This window comes from Kitasatospora hibisci, from assembly GCF_043950205.1.
Classification (GTDB): Bacteria; Actinomycetota; Actinomycetes; order Streptomycetales; family Streptomycetaceae; genus Kitasatospora; species Kitasatospora hibisci.
In genome coordinates this window covers 6,137,477-6,154,927 of the sequence record NZ_CP171642.1, presented here as the reverse complement: position 1 = coordinate 6,154,927, position 17,451 = coordinate 6,137,477, and the positions used below count along the sequence as shown (strand labels likewise).

The 17,451-nt window shown below is 75.0% G+C and carries 16 protein-coding genes; 10 read left to right on the top strand and 6 right to left on the bottom strand.

Annotated elements, in window-relative coordinates:
* Positions 1–18: 18 nt before the first annotated feature.
* Positions 19–2,199 (bottom strand): ATP-binding SpoIIE family protein phosphatase, encoded by a 2,181-nt coding sequence (locus ACF9IK_RS26965; RefSeq protein ID WP_395296681.1) that lies wholly within the window; start codon positions 2,197–2,199, stop codon positions 19–21.
* A gap of 391 nt (positions 2,200–2,590) precedes the next feature.
* Positions 2,591–3,199 (bottom strand): ATP-binding protein, encoded by a 609-nt coding sequence (locus ACF9IK_RS26960; RefSeq protein WP_395296680.1) that lies wholly within the window; start codon positions 3,197–3,199, stop codon positions 2,591–2,593.
* A 508-nt stretch (positions 3,200–3,707) separates the two neighbouring features.
* On the opposite strand from ACF9IK_RS26960, the gene ACF9IK_RS26955 reads away from it, so the two are divergent.
* The 4 genes from ACF9IK_RS26955 (at position 3,708) to ACF9IK_RS26940 (ending at position 7,927) form a co-directional block, all read left to right on the top strand.
* Entirely contained in the window at positions 3,708–4,418 is a 711-nt protein-coding gene (locus tag ACF9IK_RS26955) for an urease subunit gamma (protein ID WP_395296679.1), read from the top strand.
* Positions 4,415–6,136 carry an urease subunit alpha gene (locus ACF9IK_RS26950; RefSeq protein ID WP_395296678.1) on the top strand — a complete coding sequence of 574 codons (1,722 nt, stop codon included), beginning with the start codon at positions 4,415–4,417 and terminating at the stop codon, positions 6,134–6,136. Before ACF9IK_RS26955 ends, ACF9IK_RS26950 begins: the two co-directional genes overlap by 4 nt.
* A 31-nt stretch (positions 6,137–6,167) precedes the next feature.
* Positions 6,168–7,211, top strand: coding sequence for an agmatine deiminase family protein (locus tag ACF9IK_RS26945; protein ID WP_395296677.1), 1,044 nt, complete (start codon positions 6,168–6,170; stop codon positions 7,209–7,211).
* A 110-nt stretch (positions 7,212–7,321) separates the two neighbouring features.
* A complete protein-coding gene (locus tag ACF9IK_RS26940) occupies positions 7,322–7,927 on the top strand; it encodes a TetR family transcriptional regulator C-terminal domain-containing protein (protein WP_395296676.1) in 606 nt (201 codons plus the stop codon).
* 34 nt (positions 7,928–7,961) lie between these two features.
* Here the strand turns inward: ACF9IK_RS26940 and ACF9IK_RS26935 are convergent, their stop codons facing one another.
* Positions 7,962–9,518 (bottom strand): hypothetical protein, encoded by a 1,557-nt coding sequence (locus tag ACF9IK_RS26935; protein WP_395296675.1) that lies wholly within the window; start codon positions 9,516–9,518, stop codon positions 7,962–7,964.
* A 284-nt stretch (positions 9,519–9,802) separates the two neighbouring features.
* On the opposite strand from ACF9IK_RS26935, the gene ACF9IK_RS26930 reads away from it, so the two are divergent.
* The 3 genes from ACF9IK_RS26930 (at position 9,803) to ACF9IK_RS26920 (ending at position 11,815) form a co-directional block, all read left to right on the top strand.
* Positions 9,803–10,321, top strand: coding sequence for a hypothetical protein (locus ACF9IK_RS26930; protein ID WP_395296674.1), 519 nt, complete (start codon positions 9,803–9,805; stop codon positions 10,319–10,321).
* A gap of 133 nt (positions 10,322–10,454) precedes the next feature.
* Positions 10,455–11,117: a DUF3105 domain-containing protein gene (locus ACF9IK_RS26925; protein WP_395296673.1), complete on the top strand. Its 663-nt coding sequence runs from the start codon at positions 10,455–10,457 to the stop codon at positions 11,115–11,117.
* Positions 11,114–11,815 (top strand): DUF305 domain-containing protein, encoded by a 702-nt coding sequence (locus ACF9IK_RS26920; RefSeq protein ID WP_395296672.1) that lies wholly within the window; start codon positions 11,114–11,116, stop codon positions 11,813–11,815. Before ACF9IK_RS26925 ends, ACF9IK_RS26920 begins: the two co-directional genes overlap by 4 nt.
* 109 nt (positions 11,816–11,924) lie before the next feature.
* Here the strand turns inward: ACF9IK_RS26920 and ACF9IK_RS26915 are convergent, their stop codons facing one another.
* The gene (locus tag ACF9IK_RS26915; protein WP_395296671.1) at positions 11,925–13,388 is read right to left on the bottom strand and encodes an MFS transporter; all 1,464 of its coding nucleotides are present in this window, start codon (positions 13,386–13,388) and stop codon (positions 11,925–11,927) included.
* Positions 13,389–13,486: 98 nt separating this feature from the next.
* Here ACF9IK_RS26915 and ACF9IK_RS26910 point away from each other — a divergent pair, with 98 nt between their 5' ends.
* Together ACF9IK_RS26910 and ACF9IK_RS26905 are read left to right on the top strand one after the other, a co-directional pair.
* Positions 13,487–14,035 (top strand): MarR family winged helix-turn-helix transcriptional regulator, encoded by a 549-nt coding sequence (locus tag ACF9IK_RS26910; protein WP_395296670.1) that lies wholly within the window; start codon positions 13,487–13,489, stop codon positions 14,033–14,035.
* Positions 14,036–14,096: 61 nt separating this feature from the next.
* Complete coding sequence (locus tag ACF9IK_RS26905) at positions 14,097–14,612, top strand: GNAT family N-acetyltransferase (protein WP_395296669.1); 516 nt, start codon at positions 14,097–14,099, stop codon at positions 14,610–14,612.
* A gap of 65 nt (positions 14,613–14,677) precedes the next feature.
* Here the strand turns inward: ACF9IK_RS26905 and ACF9IK_RS26900 are convergent, their stop codons facing one another.
* A complete protein-coding gene (locus ACF9IK_RS26900; RefSeq protein WP_395296668.1) occupies positions 14,678–15,187 on the bottom strand; it encodes a methylated-DNA--[protein]-cysteine S-methyltransferase in 510 nt (169 codons plus the stop codon).
* The gene (locus tag ACF9IK_RS26895; RefSeq protein WP_395296667.1) at positions 15,184–16,704 is read right to left on the bottom strand and encodes a DNA-3-methyladenine glycosylase 2 family protein; all 1,521 of its coding nucleotides are present in this window, start codon (positions 16,702–16,704) and stop codon (positions 15,184–15,186) included. Before ACF9IK_RS26895 ends, ACF9IK_RS26900 begins: the two co-directional genes overlap by 4 nt.
* A 292-nt stretch (positions 16,705–16,996) precedes the next feature.
* On the opposite strand from ACF9IK_RS26895, the gene ACF9IK_RS26890 reads away from it, so the two are divergent.
* Positions 16,997–17,428 (top strand): ASCH domain-containing protein, encoded by a 432-nt coding sequence (locus tag ACF9IK_RS26890; protein WP_395298693.1) that lies wholly within the window; start codon positions 16,997–16,999, stop codon positions 17,426–17,428.
* Positions 17,429–17,451: the final 23 nt, after the last annotated feature.

Here is a 17,451-nt window from a genome sequence, read left to right as displayed (position 1 = left end):
GCCGGCCGCCGGGGCCGGTCAGGCGGCGGGCGCGGCCGTGAGCTCGAACCACATCCGCTTGCCCGAGCCGCGCGGCTCCACGCCCCAGCCGTCCGCCAGTGCCTCGACCAGCATCAGCCCGCGGCCGGAGGAGGCCTGCTCCCCCGGCGTCCGGCGGGTCGGCCAGAGGTCGGACTCGTCCTCCACCTCGACCCGCAGCCGGGCCCGGCCGCCGTCGCCGTCCACCTCCCGGTAGAGCCGGGCGGTGAACATGGCGTCCCGGTCGGTGTGCCGGATCGCGTTGGTGACCAGCTCGGAGGAGAGCAGCTCGGCGGTGTCGATCAGCTCGGCCACGCCCCAGCGGCGCAGCGCGTCGCGCAGCTCGGCCCGTACCTCGGCGATCCGGGCCAGATCGGCCTGACCGATCCGGCGGCGCAGCTGCTGGGCGGCCAGGCCGCCCTCCGGCCCGTCCCAGCGGAGCAGCAGCAGCGCTATGTCGTCCTCGCGCTCGCTGGAGTCGGCGGCCTGCGAGGCGATCCGGTCGGCGAGGTCCTCCAGCGGGTCGTGGCCACCCTCGTCACGCGCGGCGAGCGGGTGGGAGAGCACCGCGGTGAGGCGGGCGACGCCCTCGTCGAGGTCCATGCCGCGGGCCTCGACCAGGCCGTCGGTGCAGAGCACCACCGTCTCGCCCGGGTCCAGGCTGAACCGGGTGACGCGGTACTCCTCGTCCGGGGCGATGCCCAGCGGCAGCCCTCCGGCGACCGGCACCACGGTGGTGGAGCCGTCTGCGCGGCGGACCACCGGGTCCAGGTGGCCGGCCCGGACGGCGTAGACCACGCCGTAGTCGACGTTCACCTCGGCGTAGGTGCAGGTGGCGAAGTGGTCGGTGTCCAGGTCGGCGAGGAAGCGCGAGGCCCGGGCCATCACGGCGGCCGGCGGGTGGCCCTCGGCGGCGTAGGCGCGCAGCGCGATCCGCAGCTGGCCCATGATCCCGGCGGCGTGCACGTCGTGCCCCTGGACGTCGCCGATCACCAGCCCGACGTGCCCGCCGGGCAGCGGCACCACGTCGTACCAGTCGCCGCCGATCTGCAGGCCGGAGCCGGCCGCGAGGTAGCGGACGGCGGTGGTGACGCCCGGCACCGAGGGGACGGTGCGCGGCAGCATCACCCGCTGCAGACCGGCCGCCAGCTCGTGCTCGGCGTCGTGCAGGCGGGCTCGGGCCAGCGACTGCGCGACCAGGCCGCCCAGGGTGGAGAGCAGGGTGCGCTCGTCGGCGTCGAGCTCGCGGTCGTCGTCGAAGCTGACCAGGCAGACGCCGATCGCCCGCCCGCTGGCCACCAGGGGCAGGAAGGCCCAGGAGGAACGGCCGGTGCGGCTGTTCGGCGTCCACACCTCGGGGAGGCGCTCGTGGTACTCCTCACGGCTGGCGATGAAGACGGGGGCACGGTTGCGCAGCGCCTCGGCCGCCGGGTGGGCGGGGGGCAGTACCGATCGGTCCCAGAAGGCGAGCTCCTCCGGCCGGTAGCCGGTGGCGCCGAGGATCTGCACCCGGCCGGCCTCGAAGGAGGCCAGCACCAGGCCGTCCGGGGGCAGGCCGGGCAGCGGCAGCTCGGTGAAGACCCGGGCGACGTCACGCACGGTGACGGCCTCGGAGAGGGCTCGGGCGGCCTCCTTGATGAACCGCGAGCGCTCCTCGCGCAGCAGGGCCATCCGGTCGGCGCGGTCGCGCTTGTGCAGTTCGACGGTGGCGTCCCAGACGAAGCCGACCATCCGGGAGGCGCGGCCGAAGGCGTCCGCGAGGACCCGGCCGCGGAAGCGGACCGCGCGCGTCGTCCCGTTCGGCCCGACCGTTCGGTAGTAGGCGCCGCACTGGCCGAGCTCGGCCACCGCGCGCTCGACCCGGCGGCGCACCACGGGCGCGTCCTCGGGGTGCAGCAGGGCCAGGAAGGAGGCCGAGGTCCGGTCGAAGTCGGTCTTGTCCGCACCGTCCAGGCCGACGATCGTGCAGGCCCGCTGGTCGCCCTCCAGGACGTCGCGGCGGATGTCCCAGTCGAAGGAGCCGATGCCGTTGGCGGCCATCGCCGGCTCCAGCCAGTCCGGCGTGGAGTCGCCCGAGGCGACCGGCAGGCCGCCCGAGAGCATCGGTGCCAGCCGCCCGGCCGCCAGACTCGGCGCCGACCGCAGCGCGTGCCGGCGCACCGCCTGGGCAGGGGGTCTCACCCGCCCCGACCCGGCCGTGGACGAGCCGGGAGGAAGCGCCGGCCCCGGGGACTCGGGCTCTGTGGGCATACTGCTCCTGCCGCTGCCGTGGCGGGTCCGCTCCGGTCGTCCGGCCGGACCGCGTGGCGGTGTGATGGGTGTGCTGGATCGGACGGTGCCGACCTGCGGTGGTCAGTCGAGGTGGGCTTTCCCCGCTGCTTCGCGCACGTGGGCACACATTCCCACCATCCTGGCCAATGTTCGGCCGAGCGGCAATGGCAACGGGCCGGAAATCTTCCGTCCGGGCGGCCCTTCGACCCCAGGTTCGTCGGCGAACCAGCCGAAATCCCGGGCCTTCCGGACACTCCGCCCCGGAGCCGGGGGTCGGGGACCCGGGGACCGGTGCGAAGGACTACGGCGTGGCCAGCTCGAACCAGGTGACCTTGCCGTCGCCGCGCAGCTGGACCCCCCAGTCGTCGGCCAGCGCCTCGACCAGCATCAGCCCGCGCCCCGACGTGGCGTACTCCGCGTCCGGGTCGCGGCGGCGGCCCGGCAGCCTGGCGGCGCTGTCCTGCACCTCGATCCGCAGTCGCAGGTCGGCCCCGAGCACCGCCTCGAAGACCGCGCCCCGGCCGGTGTGCAACAGGGCGTTGGTGACCAGCTCGGAGGAGAGCAGCTCGGCCGTGTCGGCCAGCTCCGGCACCCCCCAGCGGCTGAGCGCGGAGCGCAGCCGGTGGCGGACCGCGCCGACCGCGACCAGGTCGGCCGGGTCGAGTGCCAGGTGGAGCCGGCGGTGCAGGGCGCAGCCCGGGGCCGGGGTGCCGGCCGCCTGGGCCTGACCCCCCGCGCCGGTCGTACCGGCCGCACCGAACTGGCCGGCCTGGCCGGCGGCACCGGTCGCACCGGTCGCACCGGTCGTACCGGTCGCGCCGGGGAGACCCGACGCACCCCCTTGGGCCCGCGGACGGAAAACGTCCCCCGAACCCGTCCGCTGCCGCGGGAATCGCGACTGACCGTCCATCAATACATGCCCCCGCCCTCAATCCGGGACCTACAAATCCGGTCCCCCCGCCGACCGGGTGGCCCCCTCGTTCTGACCATCATCCTCATGCCCAGCTTTCGGCGTTTGCAACAGTGTGCGTGCGATCACCCGAGGTGAAGGGGGCACGGGACGGCTCCCGTGATCCAACTGGCGATGCCGGACAGGTTTGCGAAGCGTACCGGCCGATTTTCGAGGTCTTCCGGCCACCCGGGAGCACCCGGCCGGCCCGCTCCCGCCGGGCCCCCGGCCGCCGTTCCGGGCGCCCCGCGCATTCCCCCCGGGGGCCCGCGCCACCAGGCACGCCGGGCGCGCGCCGAACCGTTACCGGCGCCGGGAACCCGATGGCGGCGCCCGGCGAGCCGAACACTCCGGGACGGGCAACGCTGGACAGGGCGGCCGGGTCCGGGTTCAATGACCCGAGACATTTGAACGCCGTTCTAACTTGATCCACCTCCCACCCTCCCCCGGCGACCGCGAGCGAGGAACCGTGCGACTGACCCCCACCGAGCGGGACCGGCTGCTGATCTTCACGGCAGCCGAGCTGGCCCGCGCCCGCCGCGCCCGAGGCGTCCGCCTGAACATCCCCGAGGCGCACGCCCTGATCGCGGACACCGTCTGCGAAGCCGCCCGCGACGGCCGGCGCCTCGCCGAGGCCATCGAGGCCGGCCGCTCCGTCCTGACCGCCGACGACGTCCTCCCCGGCGTCCCCGACGTGGTGACCGTCGTCCAGGTCGAGGCGGTCTTCGAGGACGGCACCCGGCTGGCCGTGGTCAACGACCCGTTCAAGGGCGCCGGCTCGCTCGGCGACGAGGCCCCCGGCGGCGCGCTGATCGGCGAGGGCGCCGGTTACGACCCGGTGGAGGAGACGGTCGTCCTGCCCGTCCACAACACCTCCGAGGTGCCGATCTCGGTCACCTCGCACTTCCACTTCTTCGAGGCCAACCCGCGGCTGGCCTTCGACCGCGCCGCCGCCTACGGCACCCACCTCGCGGTGCCGGCCGGCTCCTCGGTGCGCTTCGACCCGGGCGCCACCGTCGAGGTCGGCCTGGTGCCGATCGGCGGTGCGCGGGTCGCGATCGGCTTCGCCGGCCTGGTGGACGGCCCGCTGGACGCGCCCGGCGCCAAGGAGGCCGCGCTGGCGAAGGCCCGCGCGACCGGCTACCTGACCGGCTTCGACGACGCGGAGGTCCCGTCATGACCGCGATCACCCCCCACGACTACATCTCCGTGCACGGGCCGCGGGCCGGGGACCGGATCCGGCTGGGCGACTCCGGGCTGATCGTCCGGGTGGAGTCGGACTCCCAGGCGCCGGGCGACGAGTTCCTGGCCGGCTTCGGCAAGACCGCCCGCGACGGCCTGCACCTCAAGCCCGCCGCCGTCCGCGACACCTGCGACGTGGTGATCAGCAACGTGCTGGTGATCGACGCGGTCCAGGGCGTCCGCAAGACCTCGATCGGTCTCGTCGACGGCCGGATCGCCTCCATCGGCCGGGCCGGCAACCCCGACACCCTCGACGGCGTCGACGTGGTCGTCGGCACCGGCACCACGATCGTCTCGGGCGAGGGGCTGATCGCCACCGCCGGCGCCATCGACACCCACGTCCACCTGCTCTCGCCGCGGATCATGGAGGCCTCGCTCGCCTCCGGCGTCACCACGATCATCGGCCAGGAGTTCGGCCCGGTCTGGGGCGTCGGCGTCAACTCCCCCTGGGCCCTGCGCCACGCCTTCAACGCCTTCGACGCCTGGCCGGTCAACATCGGCTTCCTCGGCCGCGGCTCGTCCTCCGACGCGGCACCGCTGGTCGAGGCCCTCGCCGATGGCGGCGCCTCCGGCTTCAAGGTCCACGAGGACATGGGCGCCCACACCCGGGCGCTGGACACCGCCCTGCGGGTCGCGGAGGAGTACGACGTCCAGGTCGCGCTGCACACCGACGGCCTCAACGAGTGCCTCTCCGTCGAGGACACCCTCAAGGTCCTCGACGGCCGCACCATCCACGCCTTCCACATCGAGGGCTGCGGCGGCGGACACGTCCCCAACGTCCTCAAGATGGCCGGCGTCCCCAACGTCATCGGCTCCTCCACCAACCCGACGCTGCCGTTCGGCCGCGACGCCCTCGGCGAGCACTTCGGCATGATCGTCTCCGCGCACGACCTCAAGGTCGACCTGCCCGGTGACGCCGCCATGGCCCGCGACCGGATCCGCGCCGGCACCATGGGCGCCGAGGACGTCCTGCACGACCTCGGGGCCATCGGCATCACCTCCTCCGACGCCCAGGGCATGGGCCGCGCCGGCGAGACCGTGCGGCGCACCTTCGCCATGGCCGGGAAGATGAAGGCCGAACTCGGCCCGCTGGACGGCACCGGCTCCTACGGCACCACCGAGGCCGGCGACGACAACGAACGCGTCCTGCGCTACATCGCCAAGCTCACCATCAACCCCGCCATCGCCCACGGTCTGGCCCACGAGGTGGGTTCCATCGAGATCGGCAAGCTCGCCGACATCGTGCTCTGGCGCCCGGACCACTTCGGCGCCAAGCCGCAGCTGGTACTGAAGGCCGGCTTCCCCGCCTACGGCGTCGTCGGGGACCCCAACGCCTCCACCGACCGCTGCGAACCCCTCGTCCTCGGGCCCCAGTTCGGCGCCCACGGCGCCACCGCCGCCGACATCTCGGTGGCCTTCGTCGCCCAGGCCGCCGCCGACGGCGCCTACCTGGACCGGCCGGCCGACGGCATGCCGACCCGGCGCCGCCGCGTCGGCGTCCGCAACACCCGCGGCATCGGCCCGCGCGACATGGTGCGCAACGCCCGGATCGGCAACGTCGAGGTCACCGAGACCGGCCTGGTCTCGCTGGACGGCGAACCGCTGCGCTCCGAGCCGGCCGACAGCGTCTCGCTCAGCCGCCTCTACTTCCTCTGACCCGCCCTCACCTCCCCGCTAGGAAGCCACGATGACCACCCCCACCCCCGCCTCGCTCGGCTACCGGATGCCCGCCGAGTGGCACCCGCACGACCGCACCTGGATGGCCTTCCCGACCGCCAACCCGACCTTCGACAGCGCCGAGCACCTGCACGCCGGCCGCGAGGCCTGGGCCGCGGTCGCCAACACGATCGTCCGGTACGAGCCGGTCACCCTGGTGGTCAACACCGGCGAGACCGAGGAGGCCCGGAAGTACGTCGCCGAGCAGGTCGAGATCGTCGAGCGCCCGCTGGACGACGCGTGGATGCGCGACATCGGCCCGTCGTTCCTGATCGACGGCAAGGGCGGCCTGGCCGCCGCCGACTGGATCTTCAACGGGTGGGGCGCCCAGGGCTGGGCCCGCTGGGACAACGACCAGCACATCGCCGAGCACATCACCGAGCTGACCGGCGTCCGGCGCTTCGCCTCCCGGCTGATCAACGAGGGCGGCGGCATCCACGTCGACGGCGAGGGCACCGTGCTCGTCACCGACACCGTCCAGCTCGGCGAGGGCCGGAACTCCGACTGGACCCGCGAGGAGGTCGAGGCCGAGCTGCACGCCTTCCTCGGCACCACCAAGGCGATCTGGCTGCCGCGCGGACTCACCCGCGACTACGACGAGTTCGGCACCCGCGGCCACATCGACATCGTCGCCTCCTTCGTCCGCCCGGGCGTCGTGGTCGCCCACGTCCAGCCGGACCCGGCCCACCCGGACCACGAGGTGTGCAAGGAACTGGTGGCGATCCTGCGCGCCTCGACCGACGCCCGGGGCCGCGCCCTGGAGGTGATCGAACTGCCCGCCCCCACCGTCCTGCTGGACGAGGAGGACGAGCCGGTCGACTACTCCTACATCAACCACTACGTGGCCAACGGCGCCGTGATCCTCTGCGCCTTCGCCGACCCGCGCGACCAGGAGGCCAAGGCCATCCTGGAGAAGGCCTACCCGGGCCGGACCGTCGAGCTGGTCGACGCCCGCGAGATCTTCGCCAACGGGGGCGGCATCCACTGCATCACCCAGCAGCAGCCGCAGGCCTGACCCGTACCGGCCCGACCGGCCGGGGCTCGGCCGGCCGCCGCCTCCGTGGGCGGCCGGCCGGGCCACGGCCGCTACGGTGTGGGCCCCAGCGGCACAGAGGAGAACAGCAGATGGCGGACCCCCGCCCGCGCCGCCCGGCGCGCCCCCGCGAGGAGGTCTTCGCCACCGCGCGTGCCGCGATCGCCGAACACGGGCTCGCGAAGCTCACCATGGCCGGCCTCGGCAAGCAGCTCCAGATGAGCGCCGGGCACCTGCTGTACTACTTCGGCAGCAAGGACCAGTTGCTGCTGGAGACGCTGCGTTGGAGCGAGGACCAGCTCGGCAGCCGCCGCCGCGCCGCCCTGGCCGACGGCGGCCGCGACGTCTGGGACCGGCTCTCCGAGTACACCCGGCTCTACCTGCCCGAGGGCCCCGGCGACCCGCGCTGGATCCTCTGGGTCGAGGTATGGGGCCGCTCCCCCGCCAGCGAGGAGCTCCGACAGGGGCAGCTGGAGATCGAGGCCCCGTGGGACGCCGACCTCGTCGCCCTGCTCGACGAGGGCGCCGCGTCCGGCCGCTTCACCCCCGGCATCGCCGCCGAGCGCGCCGCCCAGATCCGCGCCCTGCTCGACGGCCTCGCCGTCCCGCTGGCCCTCGGTCTCCCGGGCGCCCGGCGCACCCGGGCCCTCGCACTGGCCGAGTCGGCCTGCGGCGCGCTGCTCGGCGCCGAGGGCTGACGGCCTCACGCCACCGGGCCCTGGGGCCCGGCCCTCACTCGGTCCAGACGGCGGCCGCGGTGCGGTCGTCGGCGTAGCCCTTGGCGCGGACCTGCACCTGGCGGAGGAAGTCCACGGTGCCCGGCGGGTGCGGGTGCGCCCAGTGGGTGGACAGGAAGTGGGCGACAGCCGGCTCCTCCGCGATCGGCCGGGCCAGGCCCGGAGCGCAGAGCAGCAGGATGTCGCCCGGCGTCGCGGGGACCATCCGGAACCGGAACGGCCGCGGGGCCTCCGGGACCGGCGGCTGGCCGTCCGGGTGGTGCAGCAGCCGCGCCGCGTACGCGTCGATCCAGTGGCCGGAGCGCAGCAGGTAGAGCCCGCCCGGACCGACTCCGAAGGCCACCCGGTAGGAGGCCGACGGATCGAGCGAGACCAGCAGGCAGTGCAGCGCGGCGGGGGACGGCACGCCCTCCTCCTCCGGCCGGGGCGCGAGCGCCCGCAGCGGGGCGACGGCGCTGGTGGCGAGGCGCTGCAGGCCGTACCGGAGCCGGTCGCGCGCACCGGACCGCAGGTCGGCGGCCAGCCCGGCCCGGCTCCGTCCGATCGCGCCGGCGAGCTGACGGCAGGCCTCGGCCGTGGCGGTGGCGACCGCCTCGGGAGCCGCCTCGTCACCGCCGGTCCGGTCGAAGCCCCCGATCGCGGCCAGCAGCAGTCCGTCGGGGGCCTCGCCGAACCTGGTCACCAGCAGCGTGTCCCGCCGGGGCTCCCCCCGGTAGCGGGCGGAGTCACCTCGGACGGAGACGGCGCGCAGGATCGCGCTGCCGTACTGCGCGCCCTCCAGCACGGTGTCCGGCACGACGGCGCCGAGCGCGCCGGGGTCCGCCTCCGGCACGGCGGTGGGCTCGGGCCCGTACGTGGGCGGGCGCTCACCGACGTGCGGCATCGCGGGCCCGCCCGCGGCGAGCGGGGAACGCCCGGCGGTGGGGCGGGGCGCGGACGGCACGGCGGGGGCGGTTTCGGGTGCCGGCTCCGCTTCGTCCGCCGGCTCGGGGGCGGGCTCCGACACTGCCTCGGGCTCCGGCTCGGGCTCCGGCTCCGGCTCCGGCGTCTTCTGCAGGACGGGACCGGGACCGGGCACGGCTTCGGCAACCGGCTCCGGCTCCGGCTCCGGCTCCGGCTCCGGCTCCGGCTGAGGCTCGACCGCCATCGGCTCCGGCTCGCGGGTGGCGTCGGCCCAGGCGGGTGCCGGGAACTTGTGCGTCCCGGCATGCTCACCCGCATACTCGGGTCCGATCACGCCGACCGCGGTGTCGAACCAGTCGTCGATGCTGTCCCGCTCCAGCAGCGCGTCACCGGCCGGACCGTCCCCGCCCGGCGAGGCCACCGCCTCCGCCCGAACCTCCGCCGACGCCACTACCGCCGCGTCCGCCGACGCACCCGTGCGCTGCGGTCCGATCAGCCCGGCGGCCGTCTCGAACCAGTCGTCGACGCTGCCCTCCCCCGCCGCCGCGCCCGGAGTGTCCGGGAGGGTGCCCGCCGGCCCTTCGTAGACCGCGTCCCACCAGCTGTCGTCCGGCCGGTGGGGCTGTGCGGGTGCACCCGTCGTGGTCATCTGGCGGCTCCTGGTCGGTCCGTGGTCGCGCCGCCCCCGGCGGGGCCGGACTCGCGTCATTGTCTCCAAGTGCAAACGGCCCTGTCCGGCTTTCGGCGACAAACCGTGCACTGATCGGATGATCCGGGTCACCGGATTCGCCCCGCGTTCCGGTTCCGTTCCGTCCGTGCTTGCCGGAACTGCCCCGGCCAGGGCGTTTACGGGGGTGTTCGCCCCCGTCGAGTGCCGAAAATGGGGTCTGAGGAGGGGCATCGCTTCACTCGTTCGGCTGATTAAATGTGCGCATGACCGCGTCGGCCCCCAGCTCGCCCCGACCGGGGAGGGCCGCGCTCGCGGGCCGCCCGGTGGGTGCGCTGTTGGTCCTGCTGCTGGTCGCGCTGCTGACGGCGCTGCCGTGCGCGGGCCAGGCCTCGGCCGTCCCGGCCGACCGTTCCGCCCCGGTTCCGGCGGCCCCGACGACCCCCGTGGGCGGTCCCACCGCGGACGGCCCGGACGGCGCACCGCCGCACCACGCGGGCCCGCGCACCGACCGATCCCGCGCCGACGGCCGGCACGCCGAGGGTCCGCGGCACCGGACGCTGTGCTCCGCCGACGGCGAGCCGCCGCGCCGCGACAACGGCTGCTCCGGCCACCCGTACTGCGGGCAGGACGCCCAGCTCCCCAACCCGCCGCCGCAGCCCCAGCCCGCCGTGACGCCCGGCACCGAGCTGCCCGAGGCCCTGCCCCGGGTGGTGCCGACCGGGCTGCTGGACGGTCCGCATCCGGCGCCCGACCTGCACGAACTCCAAGTACACCGGTCCTGAGCGGAACCCACCGCCGGTCCTCCCCCCTGCCCGCCCGAGCGGCCGGCACGACGGGCACCACCGACGGATCCGCCCCTCCGCCCCCTCTTCAGACCGCCGCGCCACGAGCGCGCGGCGGGGACAAGGACACCGCATGGGTTCCGCCTCCAAGCAGTCGAACAAGCCCGGCGGCAAGGCCGCCGGCGACCGCCGCGCCAGAATCGCCGAGCTCCGCGCCGCCGAGCAGCGCCGTGACCGCCGCAACAAGATCATCGCCTCGGTCGTCGTCGGCGTCCTGGTGATCGGTGCGATCGCCACCGGCACCTGGATCGTGATGGACGCCAACAAGGACAAGAAGGCCAAGGAGGCCGCCGCCAGCGCGCCGATCGACGGCGTGCAGACCTTCGGCGACCTGAGCCGCAACCACGTCAAGGAGAAGGTCACCTACCCGCAGACGCCGCCGGTCGGCGGCGACCACAACGCGGTCTGGCTGGACTGCATGGGCCACGTCTACGACCAGCCGGTCGAGAACGAGCGCGCCGTCCACTCGCTGGAGCACGGAGCGGTCTGGGTGACCTACAACGACAAGGCCACCCCCGACGACATCAAGGCCCTCTCCGACAAGGTGCAGGCCACCCCGTACTCGCTGATGAGCCCGTACCCGGACGAGAAGGGCACCATCACCCTCAGCGCCTGGAGCACCCAGCTGGTCGTGGACAGCGCCAGTGACCCCCGGGTGAACGCCTTCTTCACCAAGTACGTGCAGGGCCAGCAGACCCAGGAGCCGGGCGCGTCCTGCACCATGGGGTCGATGTGACCGCGGACTCGGTGATCCCCGTGGAGGAGGACGGCGAGGCGCCCCGGGCGTCCTCCCGTCGGCGACTGTGGTGGCCGGCCGTGCTGGCCGCCTCGCTCGCCCTCGCCCTCGGCATACCTGCCCTGGTGGCCGGTGGGACGTCCGCCTCGGGTTCGTCGGCGCTCAGCGTGCCGGCGGACGACTCCCCCGAGGCCGGGTTCGCCCGCGACATGGCGACCCACCACCAGCAGGCCGTCGACCTGTCGTTCATCGTCCGGGACCGGACGAGCGACGAGCCGGTCCGCACCCTCGCCTTCGACATCATCAACACCCAGGCCAACCAGCGCGGGATGATGATGGGCTGGCTCGACCAGTGGGGGCTCTCGCAGCACTCCGCGGCCAAGCCGATGGTGTGGATGAACATGCACCACACCTACGAGGCGCACGACGGCTCGCTGATGCCCGGCATGGCCACCAACACCCAGCTCGGCAAGCTGCGCTCGCTCAGCGGCCGCGAGGCCGAGGTGTACTACCTGCAGCTGATGCTGGAGCACCACAAGGGCGGGGTCGAGATGGCCCAGGGCTACGTCGACATGGCGAAGAACGAGACCGAGAAGCGGCTCGCGCAGTCGATGGTGAACGGGCAGATCTCGGAGATCCAGCTGATCACCGACATGCTCAAGGAGCGCGGCGCCGCCCCGGGCGTCCCCGCCTCCTGACGGCTCGGCCGGGGGCGGCGGACGGCTCGACCGTCCGCCGCACCCCGGTTCGGTTTCCCGCTCGGTCCGTCCGCGGCCGCGGACGGACCGAGCGGCACCGCAGCCGGGCTCAGCGGCGCCGGGCCGGGCGGGCCACCGCCACCGCGAGGCCCGCGACCGCGGCCAGCGCGAGCAGCACGGCCCGCCCACCGGTCGCCGCGCCCGCCAGGTGGACGCCGAGCACGGGCAGCGCGGTACCGAGGGCCGTGCCGAGGCTCCGGGCCATGTTGACCATGCCGCCGCCGACCGCCGAGCACTCCGCCGGGATCGCCCCCATCACCAGCGCGTTGTTGGCGGGCAGCAGCAGGCCCAGCCCCCAGCCGGCGATCGCCAGCGCGACGGCGACCGGCAGAAGACCGCCCACCCCCGCGGCACCCGCCCCCGCACCGCCGGCCGGCAGCAGGGCGAAGAGCAGGAGCCCCGCGCCCGCGACGGCCGCGCCCAGCCGGCAGCGGGCCAGGTCCGACCAGACCCGGGGCAGCATCGCGCCGCCGGCGGTGGCCGCGACCGCGAACGCGGCGGGCAGCAGCGTCACCACCAGGCCGACCCGGGACGTCGGCACACCGGCCCCGGCGAGCAGGACGGGGGCCAGCACCAGCGGGCAGAACAGCAGCAGGTAGCCGATCAGCGAGACCACCAGGCCGGACCGCACCCCGGGGGTGTTCACCAGGCCCGGTGCCAGGATCGGCCGGGCCGCGCGCCGCTCCTGCCGGACCAGCCCGAGCGCGCACACCACCGCGGCGAGCAGCAGCACGGCCACCGCCCAGCCGGGCAGCGGCAGGCCGGAGGAGGCGGAGAGGGCCAGCAGCAGCGCGCTGGTCGCCCCGGTGAGCAGGAGCAGTCCGGCCAGGTCGAAGTGGCCGCCGCCGTGCGCCCTCGCCCGGACCCGGGGGCCCGGCACGCCCTCGGGGCGGGTGCAGGGCAGCAGGAACCAGCCCGCCAGGATGCCCAGCACGCCGATCGGCACGTTGATCCAGAACACCCAGCGCCAGGAGGCGTGCTCCACCAGCAGGCCGCCCAGGCTCGGCCCGAGCGCCAGGCCGAGGCCCTGCGCGGCCGCCTGCACGCCCAGTGCCCTCCGCATCGCGTGCCCGGGAACCCCGCGCGCCACCAGCGCTACGCTGTTGGCCTGCATCATCGCGCCGCCGACGGCCTGGACCGCCCGGAAGGCCACCAGCGCCCAGAGGCCCCCGGCCAACCCGGCGCCGAGCGAGGCCAGCGCGAAGACGGCGAAGCCGCCGAGGTACACGGTCTTTCGCCCGACCAGGTCGGAGAGCCGGCCGATCGGGGCCAACAGGGCCACCAGCACCAGCAGGTAGGCGAGCGCGACCCACTCGACGGAGGCGAAGCCCGCGTCGAAGTGCCGCCCGAGGGCGGGGAAGACGAGCGCCGTGATGCTCGCCGTCAGCTGCCCCAGGAACGCCCCGAGGCAGACCGTGCCGACCGCCAGCCAGTGGGCGTACCGCCACCGGGCCACGCGGTGCGGCCGGGGACGCTCGGTGAGCAGCCGGGAGGCGAGGGCGGCGGTGTCCATACGAGAAATATATCGGATACAGATATGTTCTCTCTACGATCTGATCGGCGCCAGACCGGCTCGCGGGGCGGCCGCCACCAGGCGATACGCTGTCCGCCATGTCGCCGTCGCCGTCCGTACCCGACCCCGCCGCCGACCCCGCCGCCGAAACCGCCGAGGACCGGGCGGGCGAGGAGGCCCCGGCGGACCTCGCGCCCACGGCGCTGGAGCGCGCCCGGCGGCTGACCGACGTGGTCACCCGGCTGCGCCGCGCCCTGCGCAGCAGCATCCGCACCGACTACCCGTGGGAGTCCCTGCCGATGGCGCAGGTCGAACTCCTCCAGACGCTCGCCGCCGCCCCGCTGCGGGTCGGCGAGCTCGCGGACCGCCAGCGGCTCGCCCCGAACACCGTCAGCGGCCTGGTCGGCAAACTGCTGGAGGCCGGCTTCGTCGACCGCCAGGCCGACCCCGGCGACCGCCGCACCGCCCGGATCGCCCTCACCCCGGCCGGACGGCGCCAGCTGGACGACTGGCAGCACGCCCACGAGCGCCGCATCGCGACCGCGCTCGGCACCCTCTCCCCCGCCGACCGCGAGGCCGTCATGCAGGCGCTGCCCGCACTGGACAGCCTGGCCCGCGCCCTGGCCCGCCCGACCGGCCCCGAGTAGTCCGCCGCCGGGCGGCGAAATTCGGTGTCCGCCGGGCGACGGCTCCGACTAGCGTCCCGGCATGACCGCCGCACAGATCCACATCGAGCCCTGGACGGACGCCGACCTCGCGCTGCTGCGCCGGGTGAACACCCCGGGGATGAAGAAGCACGTCGGCGGCCCGGAGACCGAGGAGCAGTTGCTCGTACGCCACCAGCGCTACCTGGACTTCGTCCCGTCCGGCCTGGGGTGCATGTTCCGCATCGTCCTCGCCGGGGAGGCCGAACCGGTCGGCACGGTCGGCTACGGCACCCGCACCTGGCAGGGCGAGCGCGTCCACGAGATGGGGTGGAACGTCCTCCCCGAGCACCAGGGCCGGGGCATCGCGGTCGCCGCCGCCCGCGCCGCGGTGGCCGAGGCACGTACGGCGGCCCGGTTCCGGCACCTGCACGCCTTCCCGTCGGTGGACAACCCCGCCTCCAACACGGTCTGCCGCAAGGCCGGCTTCACCCTGGTCGGCGAGACCGACTTCGAGTTCCCCTCCGGCCGGTGGATGCGCAGCCACGACTGGCGCGTCGATCTCACGCCGAGCACTTAGGAGGCGCCCCGGGCCCGTCCGGCCGTCCGGGGCCGGCCCGCCCGGGGCCGCGGAAGGCCGGCGGCTCAGAACAGCGCGCCGCTCTCCAGGTCCAGCAGCCAGCGCTTGCGGTCGACCCCGGCCGCGAAGCCGGTCAGCGCGCCGTTGGCGCCGACCACGCGGTGGCAGGGCCGGACGATGAGCAGCGGGTTGGCGCCCACCGCGCCGCCGACGGCGCGGACGGCCTGCGGTGCGGCGCCGGCGAGGGCTGCCAGCCGACCGTAGGTGACCGTCTCGCCGTACGGGATGTCGTCCAGGGCTGCCCAGATCCTCTGCCGGAAGTCGGTGCCGGCCGGCGCCAGCGGGAGGTCGAAGGTGGTGCGCTTGCCGGCGAAGTACTCGGTGAGCTGCGCGACGGGCTCGGCGAGTGCGTCCGGATCGTGGACCCAGTCGTCCGCGGGCTCGGCCAGCGCGTACTTCTGGCCCGGGGCGGTGACCGTGGCCAGGGCGGCCGGTCCGCCCTCCGCCGGCCGGACGCCGCTCAGCAGCAGGCGGCCGAAGGGGCTCTCCATGAAGGTGAAGACGGTGGTGCTCATGCTCGGATGTTCTCCGTTCCGGTGCTGATGTCAGTGGTGGCGCCCGCCCAGAGCCGGTGCACGGCGTAGGAACGCCAGGGTGCCCAGGCCTCGGCGACGCGGGCGGCGGACTTCGGGTCGCCCGGGGCGCCGAGTGCGGTGAGGCCGTGGCGGACGCCGACGTCACTCGGCAGGAAGACGTCCGGGTCGGCGAGCGCCCGCATCCGCAGGTAGCCGACGGTCCACGGGCCGATGCCGGGCAGGGCCAGCAGCTGGGCCGCCGCCTCCTCCCGGTCGACGCCGCCGTCCAGGCGGACGATGCCCTCGGCGAGAGCTGCGCAGAGGCCGGTGAGCGCCTTCCGGCGGGCGGCCGGCATGGCGAAGTCCTCGGGGTCGGCCACCGCCAGGGCGGCGGCGGTCGGGAAGAGCAGCCGCAGCCCGCCGTCGGGCTCGGGCAGCGCGGTGCCGTACTTCTCGGCGAGCCGGCCGGCCAGGGTGCGGGCGGCGCCGACGCTGATCTGCTGGCCGAGCACGGCGCGGACGGCCAGCTCGTGCGGGTCGACGTGGCCGGGCGAGCGAAGGCCCGGCCGGCCGCCCACCAGCGCGCCGAGCAGCGGGTCGGCGCCGAGCTGCTCGTCCACCGCGTCCGGGTCGGCGTCCAGGTCGAACAGGATGCGCAGCCGCTGGACGGCGGTCGGGAGGTCGCGCAGGTCGGCGAGGAACAGGCGGCAGTCCAGCCAGCCGCGGGTGCACGGGTCCCCCGGCGCGAGTCCGTCGACCTCGGCGATGCCGTGCCCGTACGGCAGCGCGAGGGTCCGCCGGTAGGTGCGGACGCCGGGGCGCGTGCCGGGGACGATCTCCTCGACGCCGGGGACGGCCCGCAGCGCCAGGAAGCCGATCAGGTGGTCGCTGTCCAGGGCGCCCCGGTAGGCGAGGCGCAGCGTGAGGCCGCCGGCCGGGGTGGCGCTGCGCCGGCCGGCGGCGACCTCGGCGCGCAGCCCGCTCGGGGTGCGGTCGTAGACCTCGCGGACGGTGTCGTTGAACTGCCGGACGGAGGCGAAGCCGGCCGCGAAGGCGATCTCGGTGATCGGCAGTTCGGTGGTCTGCAGCAGCAGCCTGGCGGTCTGGGCCCGGCGGGCGCGGGCCAGTGCGATCGGCCCGGCACCGAGTTCGGCGGTGAGCTGGCGCTGGAGCTGCCGGGCGCTGTAGCCGAGGCGCTGGGCGAGCCCGGCGACGCCCTCGCGGTCGACCAGGCCGTCGCCGATCAGCCGCATGGCGCGGCCGACCAGGTCGGCGCGGTGGTTCCACTCCGGTGAGCCGGGCACCGAGTCCGGGCGGCAGCGGCGGCAGGCGCGGAATCCGGCGCCCTGGGCGGCGGCCGCGCTGGGGTAGAAGGTGCAGTTGGCACGTTTGGGGGTCACGGCGGGGCAGCTCGGTCGGCAGTAGATGCCGGTCGAGGTGACGGCCGTGAAGAAGACGCCGTCGAAGCGGGCGTCGCGGCTGTCCACTGCTCGGTACCGGATGTCGTCGTCGATCACGCTGTCCAGTCTGCGGCACCCGCGACCGGCCGACTGGCGGAAATCGGACGTGGGCGTGAGCGGCGGAAGGCGGCCCCGCGGGTCGTGCGGCCGCCCGGGGAGCGGGGCGGAAAACCGCGCGCCGTCGGCCCGGGCCGGCGGATACGCTGGCCGGCGTCCACCTCCCGGTGGCGCCCCACCACCAGCGGCGCCCCCTTCGCGGCAGACCGGCCGCCGTCCGGACAGGAGCCTCATGAGCGAGCAGCTGAACGTGCAGCCGTACACCGGTCCGGACGACCCCCGGGTGTCCGCGATGCGGATCGAGGAGTTCGCCTTCCCCGGACCGCTGCGCGATCAGCTGGTCGCGGCGGTGCTGAGCGGTGCGAAGACCAGCACCACCGGCCTGGTCGCCGACTACGAGCACGAGAACGAGCCGCTGCCGCAGGTCGGGGTACCCTCCGCGGTGGTCGACTCGGACGGCACGGTGGTGGCCGTGACCGAGACGACGGAGGTCCGGGTCGTGGCACTGGCCGAGGTCGACCTGCAGCACGCGCTCGACGAGGGCGAGGGCTACACGACGGTGGCCGAGTGGCGGAGGGTCCACGAGGGGTTCTGGCACGGTCCGCAGATGCGGTCCGCGCTGGGCGACCCGGACTTCACGGTGCACGACGGGACGCCGGTCGTCCTGGAGCGGTTCCGGCTGGTGGCCGACCTGCGCCGGGAGCCGGCCGGCGACCAGCGGTGATGCACGCCCGGACCGCTCCGGCC

Excerpts from the sequence above, each read along its gene's own strand:
- ACF9IK_RS26945 (WP_395296677.1), top strand. The coding sequence starts at position 6,168 with ATGACCACCCCCACCCCCGCCTCGCTCGGCTACCGGATGCCCGCCGAG.
- ACF9IK_RS26900 (WP_395296668.1), bottom strand. The coding sequence starts at position 15,187 with ATGAGCACCACCGTCTTCACCTTCATGGAGAGCCCCTTCGGCCGCCTG.
- ACF9IK_RS26950 (WP_395296678.1), top strand. The coding sequence starts at position 4,415 with ATGACCGCGATCACCCCCCACGACTACATCTCCGTGCACGGGCCGCGG.
- ACF9IK_RS26930 (WP_395296674.1), top strand. The coding sequence starts at position 9,803 with ATGACCGCGTCGGCCCCCAGCTCGCCCCGACCGGGGAGGGCCGCGCTC.
- ACF9IK_RS26935 (WP_395296675.1), bottom strand. The coding sequence starts at position 9,518 with ATGACCACGACGGGTGCACCCGCACAGCCCCACCGGCCGGACGACAGC.
- ACF9IK_RS26915 (WP_395296671.1), bottom strand. The coding sequence starts at position 13,388 with ATGGACACCGCCGCCCTCGCCTCCCGGCTGCTCACCGAGCGTCCCCGG.
- ACF9IK_RS26910 (WP_395296670.1), top strand. The coding sequence starts at position 13,487 with ATGTCGCCGTCGCCGTCCGTACCCGACCCCGCCGCCGACCCCGCCGCC.
- ACF9IK_RS26925 (WP_395296673.1), top strand. The coding sequence starts at position 10,455 with ATGGGTTCCGCCTCCAAGCAGTCGAACAAGCCCGGCGGCAAGGCCGCC.
- ACF9IK_RS26890 (WP_395298693.1), top strand. The coding sequence starts at position 16,997 with ATGCGGATCGAGGAGTTCGCCTTCCCCGGACCGCTGCGCGATCAGCTG.
- ACF9IK_RS26960 (WP_395296680.1), bottom strand. The coding sequence starts at position 3,199 with ATGGACGGTCAGTCGCGATTCCCGCGGCAGCGGACGGGTTCGGGGGAC.
- ACF9IK_RS26905 (WP_395296669.1), top strand. The coding sequence starts at position 14,097 with ATGACCGCCGCACAGATCCACATCGAGCCCTGGACGGACGCCGACCTC.
- ACF9IK_RS26940 (WP_395296676.1), top strand. The coding sequence starts at position 7,322 with ATGGCGGACCCCCGCCCGCGCCGCCCGGCGCGCCCCCGCGAGGAGGTC.